Raw genomic sequence first — 20,932 nt, forward strand, 5'->3', positions numbered from 1 at the left:
AAAAAAGGGTGCTTGTAAACACCCTTTGAATTATTTTACATCAAGTCCTAAATTTTGACCCTTGAGTAAAACTCTTTTTCTATACATTGCACTAACTTCAGCTGCATCACCAACCAAAAGTGCATTTGTAGAACAAACCGCAGCACACATAGGCACTTTACCTTCTGCGATACGATTTTGTCCATAAAGCTCTCTTTCTTCATGAGAGTTAGTAGGCTCAGGACCACCTGCACACATAGTACATTTGTCCATTTCACCCTTAATACCAAAAGCACCATCTCTTGGAAATTGTGGAGCACCAAAAGGACATGCATAAAGACAATACCCACAACCTATACAAGTTTTTTTATCATGTAAAACAATACCATCAGCTCTAATATAAAAGCATTTTACAGGACAAACTTGCTCACACGGAGCATCTGTACAGTGTTGGCAAGCAAGAGTTGTTGAAAACTCTTTGCCTTCTATACCTTCATTTAAAGTGATTACTTTTCTTCTATTAATTCCTACTGGCACTTCGTGCGCACTTGAACAAGCTACTTGACAAGCAAAGCAAGAAATACAGCGATTATTATCTACATAAAATTTCATTCTAGCCATAACTTACCCCTTAAGCCTTTTCAAGTCTGCAAAGTCCTGCATTAAACTCAGAAATTTGCGTATTTATATCAAAACCATAGTTAGTAACCGTGTTAGAACTTTCCCCTATAGTATAAGGTTTAGTACCTTCAGGATAATTATAACTTAAATCCACACCTTGCATAATACCTGCAAAATTATAAGGCAAGCAAATTCTATCTGGCGTAACTGAATGATTATGCACACATTTTACTTTAATCTTAGTGCCTTGTGGTGAATGAATCCACATCATATCACCATCATTTATACCATATTTTAAAGCAAGTTCAGGGTGCACATTAGCAAACATCTCAGGTGTGATTGCAGCAAGATATTTACTAGTTCTCTCAAGCATACCCGCACCGCTTAAATTTACTAAGCGCATACTTGAAATAATAGTTGGAAACTCTTTACTCCAATCTGTTTTTTGTTGCTCGCTAATAAATTTACTCTCAACCCTAAAGTTTTTCTCTTGATCACCCCAAGTAGGATATTTTTTAACCAAATCCCAACGAGGCGAGTGAATAGGCTCTCTATGCAACGGAATAGGATCAGCAAATTCCCAAACTTTCATTCTCGCTCTTGCATTACCTAAACAACAAGCACTTTTTTCTCTACATTTTTCTAAGATTATACCTGAAATATCTGTGCTCCAGCTAGCACCCATTAATTCTTTTTCTTTATCGCTTAGTTTGATATTAAATACTTTTTCGATATTTTCTTTAGTAATTTGTGGGTAGCCACCTTTAACTTTACATCCTTTTGGAGTAAAAGTTTCATCTGCTAATTGAGAATGCCCATCATGCTCTAAACCAAAGCGATTTCTAAAGCCCATACCACCTTCTTCATAAGGAATATCTGTGTTCCACATGATAGAAGTACCAGGGTGTTGTTTATCCCAACAAGGCCAAGGTAAACCATAATATTCGCCTTTAACTTCACCACCAATACCTCTTTGAGTATCAGGATCAAAATGTTCCCAATTTTGCTGGTGTTTTCTTAGGCGCTCAGCTGAAATACCTCTTAAGCCTATACTTAAAAGACCATTACTCATTTCTCTTGTGGCATCATCAGGCCATATGAAATTATCATCATTATCATCTCTTGTTTGTACAAGTTTATGATCTTTTAATTCCATTTTCATACCACGAGTGTATTCTTTATAAAAACCAAATTTTTTAGCAAAAGCAAACATAATCTCTTGGTCTTCTTTACTTTCATAAATTGGTTTTACTACTTGAGAACGCCATTGCATAGCACGGTTAGTCGCTGTTACATAACCTTCTGTTTCAAATTGGGTTGAAGCAGGAATAATATAAATACCATCTGGACGATCTGCTAAAACTGCTACTTCATTTACAAAAGGCTCAGCAATTACGATCATATCAAGTTTTTTAAGTGCTTCTTGAATTTTTACCGTATGTGCCATAGAAGTAATACCCGTTCCTTGCACCCAAAGTACACGGATAGGTGAGTTTGAATAAGTTTTTTCTTCATGTAAAACACCTTGCCACCATTTTGCTAGTGAAAAGCCTTTTTCATGCATCCATTCTTTAGAATAAAATCTTAAATTTAAATACTCTCTCTCAACATTCCATACATTAGAAAAATGATTCCAAGCATTATCATCAAGTCCATAATAAGCTGGTAAAGTATCAGCCAAACAACCCATATCAGTAGCACCTTGAACATTATCATGACCTCTGATGATGTTTGTTCCTGCACCTGGTTTGCCTATATTACCAAGAACGAGTTGCAAGATAGCTAGGATTCTTGTATTAGAGCTACCTACTGAGTGTTGAGTAATACCTAAAGCCCAAAATAGCGTAGCAGGTTTGATTGTAGCTAGCATTCTTGTGATTTTTTCAAGTTGAGCAGCCGGAACACCTGTTACATCTTCTACAACTTCAGGAGTCCATTTAGCAGCCTCTGCTTTTATTTCTTCAACCCCATAAGTTCTAGTTTTGATTAATTCTTTATCTTCCCAACCGTTTTTGAAGATCAAATGAAGCATACCATAAACTAAAGCTATATCTGTACCTGGACGAATTCTCACATATTCATCAGCATGCACTGCAGTTTTTGTAAATACAGGATCTACAACTACTAATTTAGCATTATTACGATCTTTTGCTTGCAATAAGTGTTTAAATCCGATAGGATTTGCCACAGCAGTATTTGCACCAAAAATAATCATCATTTTTGAATGTTTAGTCACATCACCAAAATGATTTGTCATAGCGCCATAACCCCATGTATTCGCCACACCGGCGACTGTTGCGCTGTGTCAAATTCTAGCAACGTGGTCTATATTATTGGTACCCCAAAATGCTGCAAATTTTCTAAAATAATAAGCTTGTTGGTTATTAAATTTAGCCGAACCTAAGAACATAACGCTATCAGGTCCATTTTCTTTACGGATTTCAAGCATTTTATCACCAATTTCATTGATAGCTTGCTCCCAAGTTAAACGCACCCATTTGCCGTTTTCTTTTTTCATAGGATATTTAATACGCTGTTTTGATTTAGTAAGATCGATTTGATCTATCCCTTTACAGCAGTGTGATCCTTGAGAAATAGGATGTTCTATAGCGTTTTCTTGACGCACCCAAACTCCATCTTGTACTTCTGCTTTAATTCCACAGCCTGCACTACAGATACTACAGATTGTTCTAACAATCTTAGAATCTGGATAAGGATTTGCTACTTCTTGTTCACTTGCAGCTCTAATGGCTTTATTTTCACTACCAAAAGCCGCACTTCCAAGACCAGCAATACCAGCAAGCTTAAGAAAATTTCTTCTTGCTAATGCCATCTTCTTCCTTTCTTAATTAGTAAGCTATTTTGTAATATTTTTCCCAATGCATAGTTTTTTTATAAAGCACCTCTTTTTTAGTGCTTTTTCCTAAAACTACAGTATTTTGCTCTTGGTAATCATCTTTAGCTAAAGCATTTACACTTGCTCCAGCTACCACCCCTAAAGCACCAATTTTCAAAGATTTTTTTAAAAAATCCCTTCTTTGATTGGCCTCCATGTTCTCTCCTTTGAAATAAAAGTAAAGAATAACTATAAATACTTATTTTTAAAGTATTTACGCACTTAACAGAGTAAATTTTGCATATTTTCACTTAAGATTTTATTTAATTTCTATTTTCATAAAAAGATGATTTTGATAATATGTATTTTGGTAACAAAATACATATTAATTTTTATAATTTGCTAAGTTCTTCTATATTTGTTTTACTAAATTTAGTAGGAAGTCTTGGTTCGTAAGGAAGTCTTTGCAAGGCCTCATCTGCTACGCTTTTGCCTTCTTTTTTTACAGGCGCTTGTACTTCTAAATAAGCCCTTTCGTTTGCAAAAAAGACTTTCATAATATTAGCAATAGCAATGTAAAAATTTGAATTTTTGTGGATTTGTAATTTTTCTATAAACTCATCTATCACAGGGTTTATCACAAAACGAAATAATTGCTGTGCAACTTTTAAATCATGCTCAATAATACTTGCCATAAAAGCAAATAAAAAGCCAAATTCATCTTCACTTTGTCTGCAATCTTCTTTTTTTCTAAATTTGGTTTTTCTAATGATTTCACAAGCTTGAAGCTTCATTTTACCATCATCTCTACCCTCATCGTAAAAAGAAGCACTAATAGGTACATTCACATAAGAAAAATCAAAAAATACCGCATTTTGTTCTTCTTTAAAACTTGCAAAATCACATGCACTAAGTTTTTCAAAATCAGGTTTTAAACTATCATCTAAAGGGCTTTGAGCTAAAACTAAAACTTGCTCATGCCAAATTTTAAACTCTTTTTCATCGATAAAATTAAAAGCTTTAGAAAAAAATTCATAAAAATATTTGCGCGAAAGATCAATATCTTGTATCATTAATTTTCCTTGTTATTTTTATTTGATTATAACAAGGAAAATTTAAAAAAATCAAGTGAGATTTTAAAATTTTGTTTTAGAATCGTAAGTAAATGATGGATTGATTTGTTTTTTATCGCTTAATTCTTTATACCAATAAGAGTGTAAAATATAAACTTCCTCTTCTTCCTTATAACCACTAATCATAGAGTGGATACTTCCTTTAATAGCAAATACAGCCATATAAATATGAATAGCAAAAAATACTGCACATAAAATACCCAAAATATTATGGATGATAGCTGAAGCTCTTAAAATATCTATATGAGAAATTCCAAAAATAGACTGTAAAGAAGTAGAATTAAAATCAAGGAAAAACATAAACGCTCCGGTGATTATCATCAAAAATCCACCAAAAACAGCTATATAATACCAAGATTTTTGACCAAAATTAAACTTACCCGCAGGCACAGGTTTTTTCTCTTTACTTAAATATCCACCTACTATCATCATCCATCTTAAATCATAACTTGCAGGAAGCATTCTTTTAATCCAACACAAAAGCATAGGAATGATAGAAATGATAAATAAAATAGTAGCAATGCCATGTAAGTTTTTACACATTCTTACAAAAAATCCACCGCCAAAATACGATCCAAAAATCATAATAAGTCCGGTTGGTACAAGGATAATCCAAGAAATTGCTGCTACAAAATGAAACAATCTTTCAAATACTGAAAAAGCGTAAATTTTCTTACCATCATGAGAAAATTTCTTTGGACCTATGACCATATAATGCAAAGCAAAAGCTGAAATAACTACTATAAGTATAATCAAAACAGCACTTGCAATATACTCACCTTGCAGTTTAGTCCACAAAGCACCAAAATTTTGATAACTTTCTATATTCATCACTCTTTGCACATCCCAAATTTGAGTATTTTTAACTTCAAAATTTTCTTGAGCAAATAGAAAGTTAAAACAGGCTAAAAGAGCTAGTATAACTCTATGCATAAATTACTCCTAAACATTACACGCTAGCTAAAGCTTAGCGTTGTAGTTTTGTTAATTTTCAGTTTCCATTTTTATTTTAAAAAAAGTTTTATTTAAAAAACATAAATTTGCAAAAAACTACAAAAAAACTCAATTTTTAGTTTCTTTTTGAATAATTTTCATAACAAAACTCTCTTATCATAGATAAATTTTCATTCTTATCAAAGAACATTAAATTTGGAAGTCTTACTCCGTTAAAAGTGGTGTTTTTAACTATAGAATAATGAATTTGATCTAAAAATACTATTTTTTGTCCTATTTTTAACTCTTGATTAAAAGCATACTCACCCATGATATCCCCTGCTAGGCAAGTATTGCCACCAAGTAAATAAGCAAATTCATTTTCTTTTAACTCGCTATATTTTTCCCCATCACGACTTGATAAAATTCTAGCATTTAAAACCTCGCTTGTATAAGGCATGATGATAGTATCTGGCATATGAGCTTCGCTTGAAGTATCTAAAATAGCTATTTTTTTCTCATTTTCTACTATATCTATCACACTTGCAACTAAAGTTCCACACTGCCAACCCACAGCCTCACCTGGCTCAAGATACACTTGCACTCCATATTTATCGCTAAATTTTTTACAAAGATCAATTAGTTTTTGCGTGTCATAGCCTTCTTTTGTAATGTGATGACCCCCGCCAAAATTAACCCATTTCATATTTTTAATAAATTTTGAAAATTTAGCTTCAAAAGCATTTAATACAAGCTCTAAAGAATGCGCACTTTCTTCACATAAAGCATGAAAATGAAGCCCACTTAAGGCACTTAAATCTTCATTTTCAAAATCAATCGCACGAATTCCTAATCTTGAAAATCTACCACAAGGATTATAAAGTTCTTTTGGAGCCACTGAAAGCTCTGGATTACAACGCAAACCAAGAGACTTTTTACTTGCTTTGTCTTTAAATTTTTTAAACTGATTAAAAGAGTTAAATACTATATGATGTGAAAGATCTATGATTTCATCTATTTCATCTTCTTTAAAAGCAGGTGAAAAAGTATGAATTTCTTTGTTCATATATTCTTTTGCAAATTTAGCTTCCCAAAGCCCACTGCAAGTACAGCCTGATAGATACTCACCCACTATATCCATAGCACCTGAAAAAGCAAAACCCTTTAGAGCAAGTAAAACTTTTGCTCCACTTTGCTCGCTCACTTTAGCCAAAAGCTCACAATTTTTTCTAAGTTTATCTTCTTCTAAAATATAAGCAGGAGTTTGAAAGTCTTTATCTAGATGATTTTTAATTAGCATTATTTATCCTTAATTTTTGATTTAAAACCACTTGTATAACAAATCATATTAAAATTATATCTTGTTTTTATAATTTACAATCATTAATCAAATAATAGTTATAATCAAAATCCAAATCAAAATTAATTTAGGAGTAAAAATTTAATGGACAGAAGGTTATTTTTAAAATTTAATGCTTTAGGTTTAGTAAGTATTAGCAGTGCTTATGCAATGGGAGATCATTCTCATCACAATATGCACTCAAAACATACACAAAAAGAAGTAAAAGAAATCGATACTTCTTTTATCAAACTAGAAAATCCAAACATTAAACTACTCGATGAAAAAAACTTTCCTAGCGGAGGAACATTAGCAAATTTAAAACTTCTAAAAAACACAAGTACAAAGAAAAATTTCTTTAGATCAAGTATAGAAATCAAAGAAAGTCAAATAGAACTTGTTAAAGGTAAAAAAACAAAATGTTTTACTTACAATGGCTCTATACCTGGACCTAAAATAGAAGTTTATGAAGGTGATACAGTTGAAATTTTAGTAAAAAATAGTTTAAAAGAGCCAACTACAATCCACTGGCATGGACTTGACATACCACCTGAGCAAGATGGCAACCCACACGATCCTATCATGCCTGGTAGAGAAAGAATTTATCGCTTTAAACTTGGAGAAAATTCAGCAGGAACTTACTGGTATCATCCGCACCCACACTACACCACAGCAAAGCAAGTTTATAAAGGCTTAGCAGGGGTATTTGTAGTAAAAGCTAAAAAAGATGCGTTGTCGCATTTACAAGAACAAGATTGGGTGATTAGTGATTTGCGTTTAGATGAAAATGCACAAATTCCTGATAATAATTTATTTGATTGGCTAAATGGTAGAGAAGGAAATTTAATTCTTATCAATGGACAATTAAAGCCAAAAATAACGCTTGACAAAGCTCAAAGAATTCGTATTTATAATTTTTGTGCGGCAAGATATTTAAATTTACGCATTAAAGGCGCTAAATTTATTTTAGTAGGAACTGATGGAGGGCTTATAGAAAAAGGTGTTGAATTAGATGAGTTATTTTTAAGTCCTGCTTCAAGAGTAGAAGTATTAATCAAAGCAAATAAAGGTGATTTTAAACTTGAAAGTACTTATTATGACCGCGATAAAATGCTTGTTAAAGAAGAACCTTACACTCTTATGTTAGCTGATCTTAAAGTAGAAAAAACTATAGAAAACATACCGGAGAAATTACGCGAATTTCCACCTTTAAAAGAAGCTACAAGCTTTAAAGAAGTGATTATGAGTGAAGATCATATGCAAATGCATGGTATTAGTAAAAAAAGTGAAGAAGAAATCAAAAAAAGCCTTGCCTCTATGTTTTTAATCAATGGTAAAACATTTGATATGAATAGAACGGATTTAACCTCAAAATTAAATGAAGTAGAAGAATGGGTAGTAAAAAACAAATCACATATGGATCATCCTTTCCATATACACGGAACACAATTTGAACTCATATCTTCTAAATTTAAGGGTAAAATAACAAAAGCAAAATTCAGAGCATTGCAAGATACGATTAATGTAAGACCTGGAGAAGAATTAAGACTTAGAATGAGTCAAAAATTTACCGGTATTAGAATGTTTCACTGCCATATTTTAGAGCATGAAGATCTTGGAATGATGGGAATTTTAGAAATAAAAGAATAAAGGTAAAAAATGGTAAAAGTCGAATTTCTAGGGCCAATTAACAAAGAAAGCTTAGAACTAAACGTAAGCAATCTTAAAGAATTAAAAGCAATTTTAGGGCAAGATGAAAGCTTAAAAGAATGGCTTGAGCTTTGTGCAGTTGCTTTAAATGATGAAATGGTTTTTGATGATGAAACCACCTTAAAAGATGGGGATAAAATCTGTCTACTTCCACCGGTTTGTGGAGGATGAGTTATGTTTGAATTACATCAAGGAGCCTTAGAAATTCCTAGCATTTATGCTAGATGGTATAAATATGCTAAAGATAAAAACTGCGGAGCTTTGATCACATTTTGCGGTATAGTGAGGGCTGAAGATGAGATTGAGGCTTTAAGTTTTGATATATATGAGCCTTTATTAAAAACTTGGTTTGAAAAGTGGTGCCAAAAACTTGCAAATGAAAATGCAAGCTTGATGTTTGCTCACTCTATCGGCGAGGTTAAGGTGCATGAGAGTTCTTATTTTGCTGGGGTTTTAAGCAAGCAAAGAAAATTAGGACTTAAGCTAATTAATGATTTTGTAGAAGATTTTAAAGCAAGCGCACCTATATGGAAGTATGATATCATTAATGGCGAAAAAATTTATGCCAAAGAACGCTCTTTGAAACTTCAAGGAGCAGGAATTTTAAGCACTAAGGACTAAAATGCTAACTTCTTATAACCAAAGTTTAGATATACTTCATTCACACATACAAACATATGAAAAGATAGAAAACATCGCTTTAACACAGTGCTTAGATAGAATTTTAGCCATAGACATCAAAGCTTCTACTAACAACCCTCAATTTCCCACAGCTTCTATGGATGGTTATGCGATCAAATTTAGCGAGCAAGATGAGGCTTTGTCTATCATAGGTGAAGTGCCTGCTGGAGTTTTTCCAAGCTTTAAAATACAAAATAAAGAATGTGTTAAAACCTTTACAGGTTCTTTAATGAGTGAAGGTTGTGATACCTTAGTACCTGTTGAAAAAGTAGAAGTTAAAAATAACATAATTTATATAAAAGAAAAAGTTCCACAAGGCTTTGCTGTGAGAAAGGTGGGCGAGAGCTACACCGAAGGTGAAATTTTACTCACAAAAGGCACAAAGCTAGGCTATAGCGAGATAGCACTTTTAGCCGAGCTTGGACACTTTCATATTAGCGTTTTTACTAAACCTATCATAGGCGTGCTAAGTAGTGGAAGTGAGATCAAAGACTTAGGCGAAAGCTTAGAGCACTCTGCACAAATTCGCTCATCAAACCATGTAGCCATAGCTAATATGGCAAAAAAACTTGGTGCTGAAGCTAGAATTTTCCCACTTTTAAAAGATGATATGCAAAAAACTCCAAGTGTTTTAAAACAAGCACTTAATGCGTGTGATATTTTAGTTACCACTGGTGGAGTTTCCATGGGGGATTTTGACTTTTTAAAACAAGCTGTTAAAGAGTATGAAATCATCATAGATAAAGTCGATGTAAAGCCTGGTAAACACATCAAAATTGCCAAATTTGAAGATAAATTCATCTTTGCCCTACCGGGTTTTCCATACTCGGCTATGGTGATGTTTAATTTATATGTAAGAGAACTTTTAAATGCTTGGCTTTTACAAGAAAAAGACTATGTATTTAAGGCATTTGCAAATACTGACTATAAGAAAAAAAGTTCGCATTTAGAATTTGTAGCTTGTAATGTAGAATTTAAAGATGGAAAAATTTATGCCAATTTAAAAGGCAAAAAACAAGGCTCAAGTGCCATCATCAACAACCTTAACCACAAGGCTGCATTAATGATAGCACATGGTGATATAAAAGAAAATGATTTGGTTAATATAATTTTTATGCCTTAAACAAATGCTTTTTGAATTTTTTCAAAAAGCATTTTTGCTTGTTTTTGATTTTGCTCTAACTCGCTTAAAATTTCCTCTACTTCACGCAAGGTTTTTTCTTCTTTTACGTTTGGATTTTTAGCACTTAAATCATAATTTCTTTCTTCAAGTTCTTTTTTACTTACCAAATAAGAATTAGCCGTGATTTTTTTTTCTTTATAACATTTTAAAAATTCTTGTAAATGCGTGTATTCTAAAGGTTTGTTTTTAGTCAATTTAAAAGGTGGTACAAGCTCATAGTAATATACACTTTCATCATTTTCACCACAAATGCTTCTTTGTCCTTTAGAGAAAAAAAGTATATTAGTTTTAACCGCACTATATGGTAAAAATACACCGCTTGGCAAGCTTAAAACACATTCAAGATTAAAATTTTCTAGCAAGTCTTTTTTTACACTCACAAAGGCATTTGAATTTTGAAAAAGCACCCCTTCAGGCACTACTATGGCACATCTTCCATTGTTTTTCAAAGACTTTAAAATATGCTGTAAAAACAAAAGCTCGGTAGCATTTGATTTTACAGGAAAGTTATTTTGAATTTGATCTTTTTCTTTGCCACCAAAAGGAGGATTTGCCAAAATCACTTCGTATTTTTCATTTTCAGTTATGTCTGTGATTTTTTTATTTAGAGTATTGGTTTTGATGATATTTGGGGACTTAACCTCATGTAAGATCATATTCATCACACCCATTGCATAACTTAGCGGAGTTTTTTCTTTACCGAACAAGGCATCATTTTGTAAAAATTCAAGTTCTTCCACACTCAAATTTGCTTTTTTCTTTTTTGCCCTATCTTCATAAAGAATATGCAAAAAACTCTCTACTAAAAACCCACAACTCCCACACGCAGGATCATAAATTCTCTCTTTTACTTTAGGGTCTAACACCTCCACCATGGCTCTAACCAAAGGTCTTGGGGTATAAAACTCCCCGCTATTTCCCCCATCGCTTCCCATGTCTTTTAAAAGCTTTTCATAAACCTCACCCAAAGCAAATACATCACTTTCTTTGCTAAAACTTAGCTCATCAACTAAATTTATAACCTCTCTTAAAGTATGGCCATTAGCTATGCGGTTGTCTATAAATTCAAAAATTCCGCCTATCTTATACTCTATGCTTTTGAAATTTTCATTATCTTTAAAACTTTTTAGGTATGGAAAAAGCTCATCATTCACAAAGCTTAGCAAATCGCTTCCACTTAAAGCATTTTTTACATCAAGCTTTCCTTCGCTTGTTTTAGGTGCTGCCCAAGCTCTCCAACTGAATTTTTCTTGCAAAATAGCCTTATAAGGCTTTTCATCTAACTCAGCTTCTAGCTTTAACTCTTCTTCATAATCATCTAAAAATTTCAAAAAAAGCACCCAACTAATCTGCTCACTATAATGCATAGCACCGCTTATGCCATCATCGCGTCTTAAAATATCTGTGATTTTATCGATTTTACCTTGCATTTAAAAATTTCCCTTTCTAAAAAGTCTTAAAAGTTCTATATTAATATAATAATTATTTCTACCCATTTTAATGCACTCTAGCACCCCTAAATTTTCACAAATTTTAAGGTATTTTGAGGCACTTTGCCTAGAAATATCTAATTTATTTATCAAAAAGTCTATCTTTGTATAAGGATGAGAAAACAAAAGCTCCACAAAGTCTTTGCTGTAAAAATTCGTTTTATTTTGCAAAATTTCACCTACATCAGACATCATTTTTTCTATTATAGTAATGGTTTTTATCGTTTTTATAGCAGTTTGCTCTACACCTTTGAGTATGTATTCTATCCATTCTAAAATTGCACCTTCATCACGTACTTTTTGTAAAAGATTGTAATACTCTTCTTTGTTATTTACTATATAAGAGCTTAAATACAAGATAGGCAAATCAAGCAAGCCTTTATAAACTAAATAAAGTATATTGATAATCCTGCCTGTTCTACCATTACCATCGTAAAATGGATGTATGCTTTCAAACTGATAATGAATGATTGCCATTTTTACCAAAAAATCAAGTTCATCTAAAGTATCATCGTTGATGTATCGCTCCAAATTTCCCATAAGTTCTTGTATGTCACTAGGATTTTGCGGGGGGGGGGTGTGTTTGATTTCTCCTGTGGTAGGATTTATCAGTGTAGTTCCGCTTTGTTTTCTAAAACCTGCATTATTTCTTTCTAGTCTTTTTTGAATTTCTAAAATATGTGCATTTCTTAATAATTGCTCTTTTTTTAAAAGCTCATATCCTTTTTTTAAAGCATTTTCATAGTCTTTCACTTCTTTTGCCGCTCTTGTAAGTTTACTTTCATCGATTTGAGATAAAAAAAGTTCATCGTGAGTGGTAATAATATTTTCTATCTCGCTAGAATCTTTAGCTTCTTGCAAGATCAAAGCATTGATTAATATATTTGGATTAGGCATGCTTTTGCTAAGTCCATTTAACTCCGCTAATTTTCTCGAAGCCCTAATGATGAGACCATAAATATTTGCATTTAATTCTATATCTAAAGGAAGTTTTGGTGGTATGAATTCTTTCATAATTTTTCCATATGTTAAAATTTTTAACATTATAAAAAAATATGTTAAAAAAATCAAAAATTTTTAACATATCTAGTCCTTATGTTAAAATTTGATAAAAATTTTAACATTTATAATCTTCCCTGAAAAGCTTTACCTAGCAAGGACTTTTTAAGCTCTTGTAAGTCTTTTATCTGCATTTGATAGTTTTGTTTTAAATTTTTTACATGAGAAGAAAGTTCATCTAAATGCGAAGCGATTTGCTCTTGCTCTTGTAAAGGCGGTAGGGGAATTTTTAATTTAGAAAATTCTGTTTTATTTATAATTGGTAAAGTAGTTTGAGAAGCATTTTTTTTAAGAATTTCTTGAAAATAGTTACTTAAGCATACAAAAAATAAATACTTTGAAACAAAAGTAGAATTTGGAATAATGGCATTAATCTGTTGATTACAACTTCCACTAACTCCACTTAATCCTACTTTCCCGATAGAAGCACCTATACAAACTACCAAAATTGTATCTTTTGGTAAATTTCTTGCATTATCAAAGCCTAATTTTGATAAGTTATCACTAGCAAATTTTATTATCATATCTCCATTTAAATCACTAGGCTTAAACAATGGATACTCATTTCCATAAAAATTAGGATTATTTTTACTAGGTGTTGTTCCTGTAATTATTTCCCCTATATCATCCAAGCTTTTCCATTCCCAACCTTGTGGGAGTTTGTAGTTTTCCTTAGTATTATCCTTTAAAGGGTTAAAAGCTTTTTGCAAGGCACTTCGCATTAACTCATCTAAATTTAGCAAATCTTGCTCTAAAATTTTTATACTCTCATCTATCTTTGCAAAACTCTCATCTAAAATCCCCACTATCCTTTCTTGCTCTTGTAAAGGTGGTAAAGGAATTTTAGTCTCTTTAATTGTTTTAACATTAATAGCTTTAAAAGTAGAACCAGTTGAATTATCATTAAAATATTTTTTTAAAGTTAATAAATAAAAAAATAAAAATTCATTATTTGCCTTAATTCCATTTAAGGAACACAATCCACGTCCTATCGCTATATCTTCAAAAGCAATATTCACTTCACCAACAGGTGCTCTCACAGACAATACAACCGAATTCTTTTTTGCAATTTTTCTGATGTCCGAAGTAACAAAATCAGATTTCTTTATATATTTATCAGAAAAAGCTGTTTTTCCTTGATGAAATTCAATTAAATCTTTATTTTTATCTTTATTAAAAATACAATTTCCACTTGGAGATTGTCCCATAATCACTTCACAAATTTCCTCTAAGCTTTTCCATTCCCAACCTTGTGGTAAATTTGTCATTGGTTTATTCTTGCGTTGTTTAATTCTTGAAATTTAAGTGCAAGTTTATCCATAAAAGTATATGAGCTTGTATAGTTATTTTTTTCTGCTTCTTCATTCGCTTTTTGAGCATTTGCAATAGCTGCATTAAGATTTTGTTGTATAATATTTGTAAAATCATAATTTTTAGTATAATCTTTGATATATTTTTTCAAGCAAGTATTGATTAATTCATTACAAGGACTATTTGTGCTAAATGATTTTGTAGTGTATGTAAAATGTAAAAGTATCCAAAATTCAAAACAAGGATTTGAGGTAATTGCTTCAAATTTGTATTTTTTACATTTTTGCCTTGCTTTGTCAAAATCTGAATGTGTATCTTTATCAAATACACAATAAATTTTATCATAAGAATTTCCCTTGCTTTTTTCTTTAGTGAATTTAACAATTTTTAAAGGATCTGAATCTTTACCTGAGATGATGTTTATACTTACATTGCTTAAGTTAAAAAAATCTTTTAATCGGTTTAAATAGTTTTTTTCTGTTTTTTCACCTTCGCATACTATGAGTATAACTTCGTTTTCTTGTCTTTTTGGCTTTCTATCTCTTATTTTTATTTTTCTTTTTTTGTGTAAATCATCAGTTCCCATTATCACTCCATGATGATAATATTTCTTTAAAATAAGGCAAAGCCCCAAAACGCCCTAAAAGATAATCATTTTCCAAATTTGTTTTATCTTTTCTTACTTTAAAATCACTCAAAGGATAAAGTTTAGTAGCTTTATTTTGTTTTTCGCAAAACCAAATTTGATCTCTTCTAAAGATATCTTGATTTAAAATAGAAGTATCATGAGTGGTAAAAATGAGCTGAGCATTTGATTTGTTTAAATCTTCATTATGAAAAAGATTTACTAAAAATTTTGTCATTAAAGGATGTAAGTGAGTATTTAGCTCATCTATTATTAAAATATTTCCATTTTTTAAAGAATTAATCCAAATACCTACTAAATTAAAAAATTTTTGCGTTCCTTGCGATTCTAACGTAAACATATCAAATAATATTTGCTTGCCTTGCTGATTTGTATGCATAGTTTGTATATCTGTTTTTGTTAATCTTGCACCTTTTTCTAAATCAGCTTGGATTATTTGTTTGATTTCTTGTGGAATATTTTCTTGCATTAAACTTGTTTTATCTAATTCTTTTTTTTCAATCTTAATATCCTCTATATCTAGATCAGCTATTTTTAAAAAATTATTGACTAATTCTTTATCTTTTTCATACTCACTAATTGTGATATTTATTCCACTATCCCAGTTTTGTGACTTTGCTACTTGAAGCTTAAGATCAAAAAAATCAAATACAGGCTTTAATTGCTCATTATTTAATTGAATAGCTGTAGATAAAAATAAAGCGTTATCTCTAGTGCTTTCAGCCCATAATTGTTTTGAACCTAAAAATTTAGCCCCAAAAGAATAATTATATTTTTTTTCTTTTTCATTATAAATTCTTTCAAACCACTTTTGAGCTCTATTGCTTTCACCAAAAGCCAAAAGCCATTCTTCTAAAATATTTTCAGAATTTAAGATAAAACCATATTGATATTTTTTATTATCTTGTATAAAAATTATTTCAAATTTTGTAGGCTTATCATACTCATCTCCTAATAAGAAAGGTGTTATTGGCAATTCATCCCCTCTTTGTTTTTTCGCACTAGAAATAACGATGGTTTTCATAGCTTGTAAAGCTTTTATAATATTTGATTTGCCCGCAGCATTTGCTCCATAAATCACACTACTTTTTAACAAAGCTAATTTTTTATCGCCATTAGTGTGAGAATCAAAAAAAGTATTATCTTTACTTGCCATCATACTTAAAACTTGTTCATCTTGAATAGATAAAAAATTCTCCACTCTAAATTCTATAAGCATATTTTTTCCTAAAATATATAGATAATTATTTTTTATAGATTATTTTAACGAAAAATCTCAAATTTATTCTTAAAAAATATTTTTATCTTTCATAAATCTCCCTTTGTAAATCATCAATGCATTGTTTTAAATTCTCCATACCTTCAAATTCACTCACTAGCTCTTTTACGCTACCTAAAGAGCTAAGATCTATAAGTGTTTTTAACCCACTATCAAAGTCTTTTATACCATACTCTTGATACCTATCTAGTAAAAACTCGACAAGTTTTAAGGCTTTTTCTTTTTGGAAGCGTTTTAAAAATGCACTATTTTTTACATTTAGCACGCGTTCATGGCGTGTTTTTATCTCGCTGTTAAAGCTTAAGTGTGCTAGCACATCATACACATCGCAGTCTTTTTGCTCAAAAATCACTGTCAATTCTTCCAAAACCTGCTCGCTTATGCGGTCTTTTTCAAGTTTTTGCAAAAATTCTTTCCTGCTTGCTTGGTTACTCCAAATCTCGCGTAACCTTGTCTCATCGTTATAAAATTCTGCTAGCTTTCCTACTAAAAATTCCAAAAATTCTTTTGTGCTAAGTGGCTTGTCGCTATCTCCTATGTAGCTTGTCGTTATATCAAGCACTTTTAGTTTGGTGCCTTTTAAATGCACGGTGACTTCTTTTTGCTTGGTTGTTTCTTTAGGGTTGCTTTGCTCTATTTTGTTTTGTATAGTTTTTACCTCGGTTTTTTCTTCATCTTTGATCTGCTCGCCATCCCATTTAGGATCATAAAAAAGTCTTGTTACTCCGGTAAAATCTAGTATAGTAAAAAAGTCTTTTCCCTCATACACCCTAGTGCCTCTTCCGATGATTTGCTTAAATTCTATGATAGAACCTATATTTGCCAAAAGCACTATGTTGCGGACATTTCTAGCATCTACTCCTGTGGTTAGCATTTTAGAACTAGTGAGTATCACAGGGTAGCTTTTGTCATTATCTTGAAACTGCTTTAAGTACTCAAGCCCTATTTTACCCTCATCACTTGTAACCCTCACGCAGTAGTCATCTCTTTTTACACTTTTAAATTTATCAATGGCTCTTTTTACTTCACTTGCATGGGCTTGGTTAGCACAAAAGATGATGGTTTTGTCCATAGGGTTGATGAGCTTTAAAATTTCTTTAGCTAGAAAATCGTTGTATTGAGGTAAGTGAATATTTCTTTCAAATTCATTGATCTTGTAAAAGCCTTTTTCTAACTCACCTTCTATGATATCATCAGGGTTATACACATAGCCTTCACTAAGCGTAGTCGTAACACGCTTAACTTTATAAGGAGTTAAAAAGCCATCTTCTATGCCATCTTTAAGACTATACTCATACACACTCCCACCAAAATATCTATAAGTATCTACATTATCGCTTTTTTTAGGTGTAGCAGTAAGCCCTAAATGCGTAGCCGATGAAAAGTACTCTAGCACCCCTGCCCAGCTACCTTCTTCATTCGCTCCACCTCTGTGGCATTCATCGATGATGATAAGATCAAAAAAGTCTTTGGGGTATTGTAAGTAGAATTTGCTTTCTTGTTCTTCATTAGCATTTTCTTGTTCTTTTGAATTTGAAGCTAGACTTTGATAAATTCCAAAAAACACATTTGCACTTGTAGGCACTCTGCCATTATTTTTTCTCAACTCTTGCGCACTCACTGCCACGCAATCGCCCTCTATAGGATTAAACTCTCCTAAAGCTTGATCTCTTAAACTCACCCTATCACATAAAAATAATATCTTAGGTTTTTTGTCTTGATTTGTTTTATTCCACCTAGCTTCAAGCAAACGATAACACAAAGCAAAAGCTATGGTGGTTTTACCTGTACCTGTAGCAAGAGTGAGTAAAATTCTATTTTTACCGTTGATCAAAGCTTCTATGACTTTATCAACTGCGATCTTTTGATAATATCTTAATTCTTTTTGGGGTATGTATAATTCTCGCTGCGATAAAAGCTTGTGTTGCCATTCTTTTAAATTTCCATAAATCCTAGTAAAAAGCTCACTTGGGGTTGGAAATTTTTCTATGTACTCACCGCTTGAAGTTTTTAAGTTGTATTCATAAATTTTATCGCCATTAGTGCTATATACAAATGCTACGTTTAAAATTCTGGCATATTCTATGCCTTGAGACAAGCCATCTAAAGGATCTTTTCTTTGTTTTTTAGCTTCTATGATAGCAAGATTATTGTTTTGAAATTTCAACAAATAATCTGCAAATTTTCTTTCGCCTCTTTTATTTCCTATAAGCTTACGTCCATCGGTAAAATAATAATTTCTTATGATATTTTCTTCACTCCAAGAGCTAGCGTGAAGTTTTACATCTATGAGTTTAACTCTAGTATCATCTTCTGAAAAATGCTTAAGTTCCATGGCTTCCTTATGGGTAAAAAATTTAAACAATTATACCATAAAAATCAAACCAAAACCCACAAACACACCTTGAGTATAGTATCTTACTTTATTTTCCCTATTGCAATAAAAACCTAGCTTTATTATAATTTCGAAAACCACAAAGGAGAGAAAATGGACTCAAAAATCTTTTTAGAAAATGGTCGTGTTAAAAGTAAAGGTTATGCTATGCTTAGCAAGGATTCTAAATTCACACCTTTTGAATTTACACGCCATAAAGTAGGTAAAAACGATATCTTAATCGCTATCAAATACGCAGGAATTTGTCATAGTGACATACACACCGCAAGAAGCGAATGGGGCGAGGCAACTTACCCTTGCGTACCTGGCCATGAGATAGCAGGAGAAGTTATCGCAGTGGGTGAAAATGTGAGTAAATTTAAAGTAGGCGATTTTGCTGGGGTTGGGTGCATGGTAAACTCATGCGGAGAGTGCGAAGCATGCAAAAAATCTCAAGAGCAATTTTGCGAAAATGGTAAAACCATCTACACTTATAACTGCAAAGATGTATTTCATGATAATGAAAACACCTATGGAGGCTACTCAAATAACATCGTAGTAAGTGAAAAATTTGCTATCAATGTACCAAAAAATGCACCGCTTGACAAAGTGGCGCCTTTACTTTGTGCGGGTATTACTACCTACTCACCACTTAAATTTTCAAACATAAAAGAAGGCTCAAGTGTAGCCGTAGCAGGTTTTGGTGGGCTTGGTATGATGGCAGTTAAATATGCTGTAAAAATGGGGGCAAAAGTAAGTGTTTTTGCAAGAAATGAGAACAAAAAAGCAGAAGCTCTAGCTATGGGTGTGAGTAATTTTTATACTAGTACAGATAAAAGTGCGGTAAAAGAAAGATTTGACCTCATCATCTCTACTATACCAACCTCTTATGATCCACTAGCTTATATGGATTTGTTAAAATTTGGTGGTGAGATGGCTATCGTAGGATTACCTCCACATGAAGTAAGTCCTAGCATTAACATCATTCATTTTGTATTTAAAGCAGGTAAAAAAGTATATGGCTCCCTTATTGGGGGCATTAAAGAAACTCAAGAAATGCTTGATTTTTCTTTAGAACATGGAATTTATCCTGAAATTGAACTCATCAAACCAAGTGAGATTGACAAAGCTTATGAAAATCTCACTTCAGGAAAAGCCAAATTCCGCTATGTAATCGATATGAGTGCAGAAAATTAATACTCATCAAAAATCACATCACTAGTATCAAAACCTCTTTGCTTGGCTATTTCAAGCAAGGAGTTTATTTGCTCTTTTGCTAAAATCTCTCTTGATAAAATCCATAAATATTTTTTATCAGGACTACCTACGATAGAAACTTGATAATTTGTATCAATGTAAATAATCTCATAATTTGGTTTGTTAAAAACATTCATAAAAATACTAAATTTAACCGCTAAAGCCCTTGGTGATTTTACCCTAGCTTTGCCATTTACTTGAGAGATTTCTCCATTTTCTTTTGTGCATATATTTTTGACTTTAATTATAGGCGTAGAGCCTTCATACTCTAGCTCATATTCTGCCTTAGCACTTTTGCAAGTTTTTTGAAAAAAAGCAGGTTTTCTAGCCATTTCTAACCATGTACCCATGTATTTTTCTAAATTTATACCATCTAATAATTCTATCATTTTTCTTCCTTTTGGTTTACCTCACCCCAATCACACATTGCTTGTAAAATAGGAATTAAACTTTGACCTTTTTTAGCAAGGCGGTATTCTACTTTTGGAGGGATTTGTGGGTATTCTTTACGCGTAATTAAATCATCATTTTCAAGCTCTCTTAAAGTATGTGTCAAAGTCTTAAAAGAAATATTGCCAAGATATCTTTTAAGTTCATTATATCTTACTACTTCATAGCGAAATAAACAATACAAAACACTCATCTTGTATTTGCCTGAAATCAAAGACAAGGTATAGTTAAACCCACATTCTGTAAAATCGCACTTTTCTTCCATATACTTTCCTTTAATATAGTATTATGCTTTTTTATATTATAATCCAAAATCATTTTTTATCAAAATGAAAACAAATTAAAAAGGATTTCGATGGATTTCATCACAAATCTTATCATTGCTGCTATTGTTGGTGGTGCATGTGGAGTTGCGCTTCATTTATGGAAAAAGAAAAAAGAAAAAGACAGTAGCGAAAAATAATATGTGAAGCAAAATGCTTCACATTGATTTAATTTATAATATATTTCAGTATATTCTAACTTCAGATCAAAAAGTAAAAATACTTATTCTATACATTCTGCCTTAATAGTATAAAAAAATTAATTACACTTTCTTATAGTATAGTATCTTACATAAATTTCAGTATTGAAATAAAATTATAGTTAAAT

At 31.8% G+C, this 20,932-nt stretch carries 19 protein-coding genes; 5 read left to right on the forward strand and 14 right to left on the reverse strand.

Annotated elements, in window-relative coordinates; genetic code table 11:
* Positions 1-30: 30 nt before the first annotated feature.
* From fdh3B to nspC, 6 genes are all read right to left on the reverse strand, one after another.
* Positions 31-600, reverse strand: a complete 570-nt coding sequence (fdh3B, locus tag L8W55_RS01900; protein ID WP_039617607.1) for a formate dehydrogenase FDH3 subunit beta — start codon at positions 598-600, stop codon at positions 31-33.
* Positions 601-610: 10 nt separating this feature from the next.
* On the reverse strand, positions 611-3,433 hold the full coding sequence (locus tag L8W55_RS01905; protein WP_263677065.1) for a formate dehydrogenase subunit alpha: 2,823 nt from the start codon (positions 3,431-3,433) through the stop codon (positions 611-613).
* Positions 3,434-3,449: 16 nt separating this feature from the next.
* Entirely contained in the window at positions 3,450-3,653 is a 204-nt protein-coding gene (locus L8W55_RS01910; protein WP_012661099.1) for a twin-arginine translocation signal domain-containing protein, read from the reverse strand.
* A gap of 175 nt (positions 3,654-3,828) precedes the next feature.
* Positions 3,829-4,509: a molecular chaperone gene (locus L8W55_RS01915; protein WP_263677067.1), complete on the reverse strand. Its 681-nt coding sequence runs from the start codon at positions 4,507-4,509 to the stop codon at positions 3,829-3,831.
* Between the two features lie 63 nt (positions 4,510-4,572).
* Positions 4,573-5,502 (reverse strand): formate dehydrogenase subunit gamma, encoded by a 930-nt coding sequence (locus L8W55_RS01920; RefSeq protein WP_039627999.1) that lies wholly within the window; start codon positions 5,500-5,502, stop codon positions 4,573-4,575.
* Between the two features lie 136 nt (positions 5,503-5,638).
* Positions 5,639-6,802, reverse strand: coding sequence for a carboxynorspermidine decarboxylase (gene nspC / locus L8W55_RS01925; RefSeq protein ID WP_263677068.1), 1,164 nt, complete (start codon positions 6,800-6,802; stop codon positions 5,639-5,641).
* Positions 6,803-6,946: 144 nt separating this feature from the next.
* On the opposite strand from nspC, the gene L8W55_RS01930 reads away from it, so the two are divergent.
* Genes L8W55_RS01930 through L8W55_RS01945 form a run of 4 tightly spaced genes read left to right on the forward strand, consistent with a single transcriptional unit; the run spans position 6,947 to position 10,355 of the window.
* The gene (locus L8W55_RS01930) at positions 6,947-8,491 is read left to right on the forward strand and encodes a multicopper oxidase family protein (protein WP_263677069.1); all 1,545 of its coding nucleotides are present in this window, start codon (positions 6,947-6,949) and stop codon (positions 8,489-8,491) included.
* Between the two features lie 9 nt (positions 8,492-8,500).
* The gene (locus L8W55_RS01935) at positions 8,501-8,722 is read left to right on the forward strand and encodes a molybdopterin synthase, small subunit (protein WP_039617593.1); all 222 of its coding nucleotides are present in this window, start codon (positions 8,501-8,503) and stop codon (positions 8,720-8,722) included.
* 3 nt (positions 8,723-8,725) lie between these two features.
* Positions 8,726-9,172, forward strand: a complete 447-nt coding sequence (locus tag L8W55_RS01940) for a molybdopterin synthase catalytic subunit (RefSeq protein ID WP_263677070.1) — start codon at positions 8,726-8,728, stop codon at positions 9,170-9,172.
* A gap of 1 nt (position 9,173) precedes the next feature.
* Positions 9,174-10,355, forward strand: coding sequence for a molybdopterin molybdotransferase MoeA (locus L8W55_RS01945; RefSeq protein ID WP_263677071.1), 1,182 nt, complete (start codon positions 9,174-9,176; stop codon positions 10,353-10,355).
* On the opposite strand, the gene L8W55_RS01950 is transcribed toward L8W55_RS01945, so the two are convergent.
* From L8W55_RS01950 to hsdR, 6 genes are all read right to left on the reverse strand, one after another.
* A complete protein-coding gene (locus L8W55_RS01950; RefSeq protein ID WP_263677072.1) occupies positions 10,352-11,845 on the reverse strand; it encodes a type I restriction-modification system subunit M in 1,494 nt (497 codons plus the stop codon). The genes L8W55_RS01945 and L8W55_RS01950 overlap by 4 nt on opposite strands.
* Complete coding sequence (locus L8W55_RS01955; protein ID WP_263677073.1) at positions 11,846-12,919, reverse strand: Fic family protein; 1,074 nt, start codon at positions 12,917-12,919, stop codon at positions 11,846-11,848.
* A 110-nt stretch (positions 12,920-13,029) separates the two neighbouring features.
* Positions 13,030-14,232, reverse strand: a complete 1,203-nt coding sequence (locus L8W55_RS01960; RefSeq protein WP_263677074.1) for a restriction endonuclease subunit S — start codon at positions 14,230-14,232, stop codon at positions 13,030-13,032.
* Positions 14,229-14,861 carry an RloB family protein gene (locus L8W55_RS01965; RefSeq protein ID WP_263677075.1) on the reverse strand — a complete coding sequence of 211 codons (633 nt, stop codon included), beginning with the start codon at positions 14,859-14,861 and terminating at the stop codon, positions 14,229-14,231. Before L8W55_RS01965 ends, L8W55_RS01960 begins: the two co-directional genes overlap by 4 nt.
* Positions 14,851-16,140 (reverse strand): AAA family ATPase, encoded by a 1,290-nt coding sequence (locus L8W55_RS01970; protein ID WP_263677076.1) that lies wholly within the window; start codon positions 16,138-16,140, stop codon positions 14,851-14,853. Before L8W55_RS01970 ends, L8W55_RS01965 begins: the two co-directional genes overlap by 11 nt.
* A gap of 82 nt (positions 16,141-16,222) precedes the next feature.
* Complete coding sequence (gene hsdR / locus L8W55_RS01975; protein ID WP_263677077.1) at positions 16,223-18,535, reverse strand: EcoAI/FtnUII family type I restriction enzme subunit R; 2,313 nt, start codon at positions 18,533-18,535, stop codon at positions 16,223-16,225.
* 153 nt (positions 18,536-18,688) lie between these two features.
* Between hsdR and L8W55_RS01980 the strand changes: the two genes are divergently transcribed.
* On the forward strand, positions 18,689-19,771 hold the full coding sequence (locus L8W55_RS01980) for an NAD(P)-dependent alcohol dehydrogenase (RefSeq protein ID WP_263677078.1): 1,083 nt from the start codon (positions 18,689-18,691) through the stop codon (positions 19,769-19,771).
* Here the strand turns inward: L8W55_RS01980 and L8W55_RS01985 are convergent.
* Both L8W55_RS01985 and rrpA read right to left on the reverse strand, forming a co-directional pair.
* Positions 19,768-20,220, reverse strand: coding sequence for a lipocalin family protein (locus L8W55_RS01985; protein WP_263677079.1), 453 nt, complete (start codon positions 20,218-20,220; stop codon positions 19,768-19,770). The genes L8W55_RS01980 and L8W55_RS01985 overlap by 4 nt on opposite strands.
* The gene (rrpA, locus tag L8W55_RS01990; RefSeq protein WP_039617585.1) at positions 20,217-20,546 is read right to left on the reverse strand and encodes a MarR family transcription factor RrpA; all 330 of its coding nucleotides are present in this window, start codon (positions 20,544-20,546) and stop codon (positions 20,217-20,219) included. The genes L8W55_RS01985 and rrpA overlap by 4 nt, the downstream gene beginning before the upstream one ends.
* Positions 20,547-20,932 lie beyond the last annotated feature (386 nt).

The sequence above is a fragment of the Campylobacter sp. FU_520 genome (assembly GCF_025772385.1).
Classification (GTDB): Bacteria; Campylobacterota; Campylobacteria; order Campylobacterales; family Campylobacteraceae; genus Campylobacter_D; species Campylobacter_D lari_C.

Excerpts from the sequence above, each read along its gene's own strand:
- L8W55_RS01960 (WP_263677074.1), bottom strand. The coding sequence starts at position 14,232 with ATGACAAATTTACCACAAGGTTGGGAATGGAAAAGCTTAGAGGAAATT.
- L8W55_RS01940 (WP_263677070.1), top strand. The coding sequence starts at position 8,726 with ATGTTTGAATTACATCAAGGAGCCTTAGAAATTCCTAGCATTTATGCT.
- L8W55_RS01970 (WP_263677076.1), bottom strand. The coding sequence starts at position 16,140 with ATGCTTATAGAATTTAGAGTGGAGAATTTTTTATCTATTCAAGATGAA.
- L8W55_RS01955 (WP_263677073.1), bottom strand. The coding sequence starts at position 12,919 with ATGAAAGAATTCATACCACCAAAACTTCCTTTAGATATAGAATTAAAT.
- L8W55_RS01985 (WP_263677079.1), bottom strand. The coding sequence starts at position 20,220 with ATGATAGAATTATTAGATGGTATAAATTTAGAAAAATACATGGGTACA.
- L8W55_RS01910 (WP_012661099.1), bottom strand. The coding sequence starts at position 3,653 with ATGGAGGCCAATCAAAGAAGGGATTTTTTAAAAAAATCTTTGAAAATT.
- L8W55_RS01930 (WP_263677069.1), top strand. The coding sequence starts at position 6,947 with ATGGACAGAAGGTTATTTTTAAAATTTAATGCTTTAGGTTTAGTAAGT.
- nspC (WP_263677068.1), bottom strand. The coding sequence starts at position 6,802 with ATGCTAATTAAAAATCATCTAGATAAAGACTTTCAAACTCCTGCTTAT.
- L8W55_RS01920 (WP_039627999.1), bottom strand. The coding sequence starts at position 5,502 with ATGCATAGAGTTATACTAGCTCTTTTAGCCTGTTTTAACTTTCTATTT.
- fdh3B (WP_039617607.1), bottom strand. The coding sequence starts at position 600 with ATGGCTAGAATGAAATTTTATGTAGATAATAATCGCTGTATTTCTTGC.
- L8W55_RS01945 (WP_263677071.1), top strand. The coding sequence starts at position 9,174 with ATGCTAACTTCTTATAACCAAAGTTTAGATATACTTCATTCACACATA.
- rrpA (WP_039617585.1), bottom strand. The coding sequence starts at position 20,546 with ATGGAAGAAAAGTGCGATTTTACAGAATGTGGGTTTAACTATACCTTG.
- L8W55_RS01965 (WP_263677075.1), bottom strand. The coding sequence starts at position 14,861 with ATGGGAACTGATGATTTACACAAAAAAAGAAAAATAAAAATAAGAGAT.
- L8W55_RS01950 (WP_263677072.1), bottom strand. The coding sequence starts at position 11,845 with ATGCAAGGTAAAATCGATAAAATCACAGATATTTTAAGACGCGATGAT.
- hsdR (WP_263677077.1), bottom strand. The coding sequence starts at position 18,535 with ATGGAACTTAAGCATTTTTCAGAAGATGATACTAGAGTTAAACTCATA.
- L8W55_RS01915 (WP_263677067.1), bottom strand. The coding sequence starts at position 4,509 with ATGATACAAGATATTGATCTTTCGCGCAAATATTTTTATGAATTTTTT.
- L8W55_RS01980 (WP_263677078.1), top strand. The coding sequence starts at position 18,689 with ATGGACTCAAAAATCTTTTTAGAAAATGGTCGTGTTAAAAGTAAAGGT.
- L8W55_RS01935 (WP_039617593.1), top strand. The coding sequence starts at position 8,501 with ATGGTAAAAGTCGAATTTCTAGGGCCAATTAACAAAGAAAGCTTAGAA.